The organism is Streptomyces sp. SBT349, assembly GCF_001083795.1.
Classification (GTDB): Bacteria; Actinomycetota; Actinomycetes; order Streptomycetales; family Streptomycetaceae; genus Streptomyces.
Window position 1 is genome coordinate 1 of the sequence record NZ_LAVK01000386.1, and the last position, 6,633, is coordinate 6,633.

Consider the following 6,633-nt stretch of genomic DNA (forward strand, 5'->3'; position numbering starts at 1 on the left):
GGCCGACGTCGACACGGCGGAGGCCGGGTGGGCCTCGGCCTTCCGGGGCGCTACGGCCGCTGAGCCGTTCGGCCCCGGGCCCGCCGCCGCGGCGTCGCCGCCGCTGCCCGGCTTGTAGTCGGCGAAGAAGTCCCACCAGGCACGGTCCACGGAGTTCGGGTCCTGGAGGTACTGCTGATAGATCTCGTCGACGAGCCATTCGTTGGCGCCGAAGCCCGTGGCAGCGCTCTGAGCTGCTCCTGGGTCGGTCTCGGCACTCGGTGTGTTCGGGGACTGTGGCGACACGGCGGCAACCGCCCTCTTCCGCTCCGCAATGGTGATGGACAGCGGAAATCAAGGCTACGCCCCTTACGGGGTCCGGCGCAGTCCTGATCCACCAGTCGTGGCCTACACCACATTCATTTGGGGGTTTCAGGTCACGTTGCCCCGGGAAATGCATCAGGTTCGGCGCAAAACAGTAACCACATGGTAATGACCGGTCGCGACCGCCGCGGAGCTGCGCCGATGGGGCGCGGGCAGCGCGAGGCCCGCGGCCACCTGGGCCCACGGCCGGTGTCCGGCGCGCGGACGGCCCCCGCCTCCGGGCGACCCTACGTCAACTGTTTGCCTGGGCGTTACCTGGAAGCGTGAGCCGGATCCGGCAGCCGCGACGAGATTCCGCCACCCCGATCGTTCCGCCGTGCAGATCCACCGCCCAGCGGGCGATCGCCAGGCCGAGACCCGTTCCGCCGTCACTCGGAGTGACCCCGTTGGTGGTGCCACGGCCGAAGCGCTCGAAGACCAGCTCGCGCTGGGACTGCGGGATGCCGGGTCCCTCGTCCAGGACCTCCAGGACCAGGGCGCCGGCGTGGTGGCCCGCCCTGGCCACGACGGTGACCTGGCCGCCCCGCGGGCTGTGCTTGACGGCGTTGTCCACCAGATTGGTGACCACCTGGTCCAGGCGCTCGGGGTCGGCGTGCGCCCTGAGGCCGACCGGGGTCACGTCGAGCCGGAACCGCACGTCGGTGCGGGCATGGCCCCGGCGCAGGGCCACGGTCGCGTCGTTCAGCACGGCCGCGAGGTACGGCTCCACCTGGAAGCCGCGCGGCTGGAGCGGCACGGCGCCGTTCTCCAGGCGGGACAGGTCGAGGAGCTGCTCGACCAGGCGGCCGAGGCGCTCGGTGGAGCGCAGCGCGGTCTTCATGGTCTCCGGATCGGCCTCGGAGACGCCGTCGACCACGTTCTCCAGCACGGCGCGCAGCCCCGCGATGGGGGTGCGCAGCTCGTGCGAGACATTGGCGATCAGCTCCTTGCGGTGCTGGTCGGCCGCCTGGAGGTCGGCGGCCATGCGGTTGAACGCCAGGGCCAGGTCCCCGAGTTCGTCGCGGCGGGCCACCCGGACCCGGCGACCGTAGTCGCCCCTGGCCATCGCCCGTGCCGCGGAGGTCATCTCCAGCACGGGCGCGGCGAGGCTGTGCGCGACGAACTGGGTGACCAGCAGCGAGGCGATGATCGCGATCATGGCGATCACTTGCAGCCCGATGTCGGAGCGGTAGGCCATCAGGATCAGCAGGGTCGTGATCGCGACCGAGATGATCACCAGGCAGCCGAGCGCGGCCTTCACCGAGCGGAATGGATCGAGCGGGCGCAGCACGCGCCACATCATGGGCCAAACCCTGCGCACCAGGGAATGCCTGATCAGCTCGGACACCTCAGACCTCGTTGGGCGCCTGGCTCCTTGCGGCACTCTCGCCCGCGAAACCGGGCGGTGTCTCCAGCGCGTACCCGACGCCGTGAACGGTGCGGATGCGCTCCGCGCCGATCTTCCGCCGCAGCGCCTTGACATGGCTGTCGACCGTCCTGGTCCCCGAGGCGTCGGCCCAGTCCCACACCTCGGCGAGCAGCTGCTCGCGGGTGAGGACGGCGCGCGGCGAACGGGCCAGGCACATCAGCAGGTCGAACTCGGTGGGGGTGAGGTGGATGTCCTTCCCCGCCGCTCTGACCCGCCGCTGGGTGCGGTCGATCTCCAGGTCGCCCAGGCGCACGCTGCCGGGGCGAGGCGTGGTCGCGGCGACCGCGGCCCGTTCTATCCTGCGCAGCAGCACGTGCGAGCGGGCGACCAGCTCGCGCATGGAGAACGGCTTGGTCATGTAGTCGTCGGCACCCACGCCGAGGCCGACCAGCATGTCCGTCTCGTCGTCCCGGGCCGTCAGCATCAGCACGGGAACCGGGCGTTGGGCCTGGACGCGGCGGCACACCTCCAGCCCGTCGAAGCCCGGCAGCATCACGTCGAGGATGAGCAGGTCGGGGTGCCAGGCGGCCGCGGTCTCCACCGCCGCGGGGCCGTCGGCCGCGGTCTGCACGAGGAAGCCCTCGGCGCGCAGTCGCGCGGCGATCGCCTCGACGATGGTCGGGTCGTCCTCGACGACCAGGACGCGCCGCTGGGCGCCGGGCGTGGTCACCGTGGCGTTGTGGTGTCCGGCCCGTTCCTGGGGTGTGGGGTCGGAGTGGCCATGGGGTGACGGCGCCTTGTCCTGATGGTTCCGATCCATCGTTGGTGTCCTGATTTCTGTTTGATTCATGTATCCCGCCCCCGGGATTCGTCCTGGTGCCAGTCGGCTGGTTCTGGCTGTCGTTGTGCTGATCCTGTGCTGATGAGCACTCCAGCAGCGTAGAGCCGATAAACAACCGTCGGCTATGCGGACTGCCTGGCGAGATGATGGCTGGCGAGAAACAGCACGTCGGGAACGCCCCGGACGACCGGTACTTCTCTGGTGCGAACGCTGGTGAAACCGGCATCACGGAGATCGCGGGGGAAAGCATCGGAAGGGCGGGCGGACCAGACGGCCAGCACGCCGCCGGGGGTGAGGGCGTCGCGGCACAGGGCGAGCCCCGCGGGCGAGTAGAGGCCATCGTTGTCCGCAGTCACGGTCCAGTCGGGCCCGTTGTCGATGTCGAGGCAGAGCGCGTCGTAGCGGCCGGCCGCGGTCCGCAGGTGGGCGAGCAGGTCGTCGGCGACCAGTTCGGCGCGGGGGTCGGCCAGGGCGTCCGAGGTGAACGCGGCCAGTGGCCCGTCCCGGTGCCAGTCGATGACGGCCCGCTCGCGCTCCACGACGGTGACGCGGCCCCAGCGCGGATCGGCCGCGGCCTCGGCCAGCGAGAAGCCCACGCCGAGGCCGCCGATCAGCAGCGCGGGCGAGGGGCGCGCGTCGAGGGCGTCGCGGGCGGCGGTGACCAGGAGGCGTTCCGAGCGGCCGTCCGAGGTGTCCATGAGGAAGCAGCCGTTGGCGATGATCTGGAACAGCCCGCTGTGGCGGCGCAGCACCACCTCGCCGTGGGGACCCTCCCTGCGGTCGAGCACGACGGGGCGCGAGCCGTCGTCCGCGCCGGCGCTTCCGGACCGGTCCGAGGGGCCGGTTGAGCCTGGGGAGAAGGTGTGGGCCATGCGGACATCTTCGCGCGGCCACCCGGCGGTTTCGGCCGCGGGCGGCGCGGGGGCGGCCCGGCGCTACAGCTCGACCAGGACGGCGGTCGCGTCGTCGTGGGCCTTGCCGCGGGGGAACGCCGCCCCGTCGGGGTCGGCCGCCGCGGCCGCGCGCACCTCGGCGATGGCCGCGCCGGGGCCCCTGCCCGCCAGCGCGGCGAACAACTCGGGCCAGCCGCCGAGGCGGAACGTCTCGACCCAGCGGCCGAGTCCGTCCGTCACGGCCGCCAGCGAACGCGCCTGGTCGCGCGTCACCGCGCCGGTCACCGCGAGCTCCGCCGCCGCCGGGTCGGCCGCCGCGGTGAAGAAGCCGCCCGGCGCGTTCCGCATCCCCTCGATGAACGCGGCGCGCTCGCCGGGCGGCAGGCGCCTGGCCGCCGGGCGCAGGTCGTCGAGGCGGTGGTCGAGCACGGTCCGCACCGTCCCGTCCGGCGCCTCGACGAGCAACGCCGAGTCGGAGAGCACCAGATACTCGACGGCGGCGTCGTCCCAGCGTGCGCAGACGACGGTGGACTGGGGGGTGCGCGGGTGAGAAAGGTCACATGTCGGCCGATGGGCGTCCGCCGTACGGGAGATGGCCAGGGCCAGGCACTCGGTGAGGGACGCCTCCCGCCGGGAACCGGCGAGTTCGAGCAGGGTGCCGCCCAGCCGTGCGGCGAACCACGCCACCCCGTGCCCGCACCCGGTGGGTCCCGCCGGGGCGGTCACCCCGTCGAGCACCACCAGCGCCCCGCCCCGGCCGGCGGCGGGCACCGCCGTGGCGGCATAGTCCTCGTTCGGGTGGTCCGGGGAGCCGGGCACGGTCGCTGACTGGGTGCGCATGGTGATCACTCTGCCGTAAGCTGGTAATTGTCAGCGAATGCGGTGGTTCCTCCGGGTACTTCTCCAGCCGGGTTGGAGATCTTGCCAGGGGCGGGGGCGGAATTCCAGTCCGTTGCGTGCTCCCCCTGTGCGGGGCCGGAGTGGCGGGTTGTCCGCCAACTCCCGGGTGTTGTTCACTCCTTCGGGTAAGGCCGGAGGGAGTCGGCCCATGGGTGCCGCCGGCGCTGGCAAGGTCGGTGCCCACGTGACGAGAATGCGAGCACAGGTGCGGAAGAAGAGACTGCACGACCCTGCCGATCCGTCTCCTTCCGCACCGTCAGGCACCAGGTCCCACGCCGCGCGCAGGCGGCGTGTGCGGGTGCGAAGCAGGCTGCTCGCCGGCGTGCTGCTGACCGGCGCGGCCGTGGCCGCCGCGGGGGTGCCCGCGGTGCACGGGGCGTACACCGACCTGGAGGGCGCCAGGCAGCTCACCGAGGACTCCGAGCTGGGCCGCCGCGCCATGACCCTCTCCCACCTGCTGGCCGACGAGCGGGAGGCCCTGGTCGTGGCCGCCACCGCCGGCGACCCCGAGACCCTCGACGCCGCGCTCGGCACGGAGGCCAGGGAACGCACCGACCGCGCCGTGTCCCAACTCCCGGACGAGGCGGGGGAGTCCGTGCACGAGCTGCTGACCGGGCTGCCGGAGGCCAGGGAGCTGGCGCTGGAGGGCGGCAGCACCGCCCTGGAGACATACGAGACCTACACCGCGGCCATCGACGAACTGGACGCCGTCTTCCGCTCCGTCAGCCGCTCCCGCCCCGAGCGGGCCGCCGACCCCACCGGGGACGCCCTGCCCGACCTGGCGCGCGCCGTGCACGCCTCGTCCGCCACCCGCGGGCTGCTCGTCGCCGGGCTGCGCGCCGGGGGCGGGGCGCCCGAGCTGGCCACCATCGCCCAGCGCGAGGCCGCCCGCGAGGAGGCCGCGCTCGCCGACTTCGCCACCACCGCGGCCCCCGGCGGCCTGGACGCCTACGAGCGCGAGGTGACCGGTGAGGCCGCCGCCGAGGCCGAGGAGTTCATCGCCGAGCTCGCGGACGCCCCCTACCTCTCCACCGAGGACCAGGCCGCCGACGAGGGGGCCGTCCACGAGGCGCTGACCGCCCGCACCGGCATGCAGCGGTCCGTGCTGACCTCGCTCGCCGCCGAGCAGGCCGCGAGCCTGGACGCCGTCCGCGAGGACGACACGACCTCGCTCCAGGTCACCGGCGTGGTCGTCACGTTGGCCCTGCTGCTGGCCCTGGCCGTCAGCGTGCAGACGGCCCGCTCCCTCACCCGGCCGCTGGCCACCGTCCGCCTCGGCACCCGCCGCGTCGGCGCCGACCCGGCCGGCCAGGAGCCGGTCAAGTACACCGGGCGCAACGACGAGTTCGCCGAGGTCGTCGCCTCGGTCAACGCGCTGCGCGCCAGGACCGTCGCGCTCCAGGAGCGGGCCAGCAGCGCCGTCCTGGAGGCGGCGGAGGCGGCCAGGGACAGCGGCGGGCTGCGCATGGAGCGCGACCGGCTGCTGGCCGAGCAGAGCGACCTGACGGCCCGTCTCGCCGCCCTCCACGGCGCGGTGCACGGCATGTTCGCCCACCACGCCCAGCGGCTGCTGGCCCTCGTCGGCGAGCAGCTGTCCATCATCGAGGGGCTGGAGGAGCACGAGGCCGACCCCGACCGGCTGGCCGTCCTGTTCAGCGTCGACCACCTCGCCGCCCGCATGCGCCGTCACGGGGAGAACCTGCTGCTCCTCGCCGGCGCGCCGCCCGTCGCCGACCTGGGCGAGGCGCTGCCGCTGATCGACGTGGCCCGCGCAGCCGTCAGCGAGATAGAGCGCTACGAGCTGGTCGAGACGGCCCCCCCGCCGCCGCCCGCCAGGATCGTGGGCGCCGCCGCGCGGGACGTCAGCCACCTGCTCGCCGAGCTGCTCGACAACGCGACCGCGTACTCGCCCACCGGGGCACGGGTCCGGCTGACCGCCCGGTGGCTGGAGAGCGAACTGGCGTTCCTGGTGGAGGACGAGGGCGTCGGCCTGTCCCAGGGACGCCTGGCCGAGCTCAACGCACGCCTCGCCGACCCCGTGACCCCGCCGCCCGGCGCCGACCTCGCCGGCGGGGGCGTGGGCATCGGCATGGGCCTGTACACCGTGGCCAGACTGGCCGCGCGCCACGGCCTGCGCTGCTGGCTCGCGGCGCGCCAGGGCGGCGGCACCGTCGCCCAGGTGGTGCTGCCCGGTTCGCTCGTCGAGACGCTGTCCGACGCCCTCACCGGCCCCTACGCGGCCCCCCCGCTGCCCGACCTGTCCCACACCGCCGCGATCCCCGTGGTCC

Annotated in this window: 6 protein-coding genes; 1 reads left to right on the forward strand and 5 read right to left on the reverse strand. The window is 73.6% G+C overall.

Annotated elements, in window-relative coordinates; genetic code table 11:
- The 5 genes from ADY01_RS38555 to ADY01_RS30775 form a co-directional block, all read right to left on the reverse strand.
- A partial coding sequence (locus tag ADY01_RS38555) for a 2-oxoglutarate dehydrogenase E1 subunit family protein (RefSeq protein ID WP_159001526.1) occupies positions 1–285 on the reverse strand: 285 nt, incomplete at its 3' end.
- Positions 286–595: 310 nt separating this feature from the next.
- The gene (locus tag ADY01_RS30760; protein WP_049579997.1) at positions 596–1,645 is read right to left on the reverse strand and encodes a HAMP domain-containing sensor histidine kinase; all 1,050 of its coding nucleotides are present in this window, start codon (positions 1,643–1,645) and stop codon (positions 596–598) included.
- A 46-nt stretch (positions 1,646–1,691) separates the two neighbouring features.
- The gene (locus ADY01_RS30765) at positions 1,692–2,531 is read right to left on the reverse strand and encodes a response regulator transcription factor (RefSeq protein ID WP_078900760.1); all 840 of its coding nucleotides are present in this window, start codon (positions 2,529–2,531) and stop codon (positions 1,692–1,694) included.
- A 143-nt stretch (positions 2,532–2,674) separates the two neighbouring features.
- Positions 2,675–3,424: a spermidine synthase gene (locus ADY01_RS30770; protein ID WP_107081882.1), complete on the reverse strand. Its 750-nt coding sequence runs from the start codon at positions 3,422–3,424 to the stop codon at positions 2,675–2,677.
- Between the two features lie 63 nt (positions 3,425–3,487).
- Positions 3,488–4,285 carry a protein phosphatase 2C domain-containing protein gene (locus ADY01_RS30775; protein ID WP_049580000.1) on the reverse strand — a complete coding sequence of 266 codons (798 nt, stop codon included), beginning with the start codon at positions 4,283–4,285 and terminating at the stop codon, positions 3,488–3,490.
- 358 nt (positions 4,286–4,643) lie between these two features.
- On the opposite strand from ADY01_RS30775, the gene ADY01_RS30780 reads away from it, so the two are divergent.
- Positions 4,644–6,633, forward strand: a 1,990-nt coding sequence (locus ADY01_RS30780; protein WP_159001528.1) for a nitrate- and nitrite sensing domain-containing protein, incomplete at its 3' end; no start/stop codon positions are given.

What these genes read in the sequence shown, in the direction of transcription:
- ADY01_RS30760 (WP_049579997.1), bottom strand. Translation starts at nt 1,645, where the DNA reads ATGATGTGGCGCGTGCTGCGCCCGCTCGATCCATTCCGCTCGGTGAAG.
- ADY01_RS30765 (WP_078900760.1), bottom strand. Translation starts at nt 2,531, where the DNA reads ATGGATCGGAACCATCAGGACAAGGCGCCGTCACCCCATGGCCACTCC.
- ADY01_RS30770 (WP_107081882.1), bottom strand. Translation starts at nt 3,424, where the DNA reads ATGGCCCACACCTTCTCCCCAGGCTCAACCGGCCCCTCGGACCGGTCC.
- ADY01_RS30775 (WP_049580000.1), bottom strand. Translation starts at nt 4,285, where the DNA reads ATGCGCACCCAGTCAGCGACCGTGCCCGGCTCCCCGGACCACCCGAAC.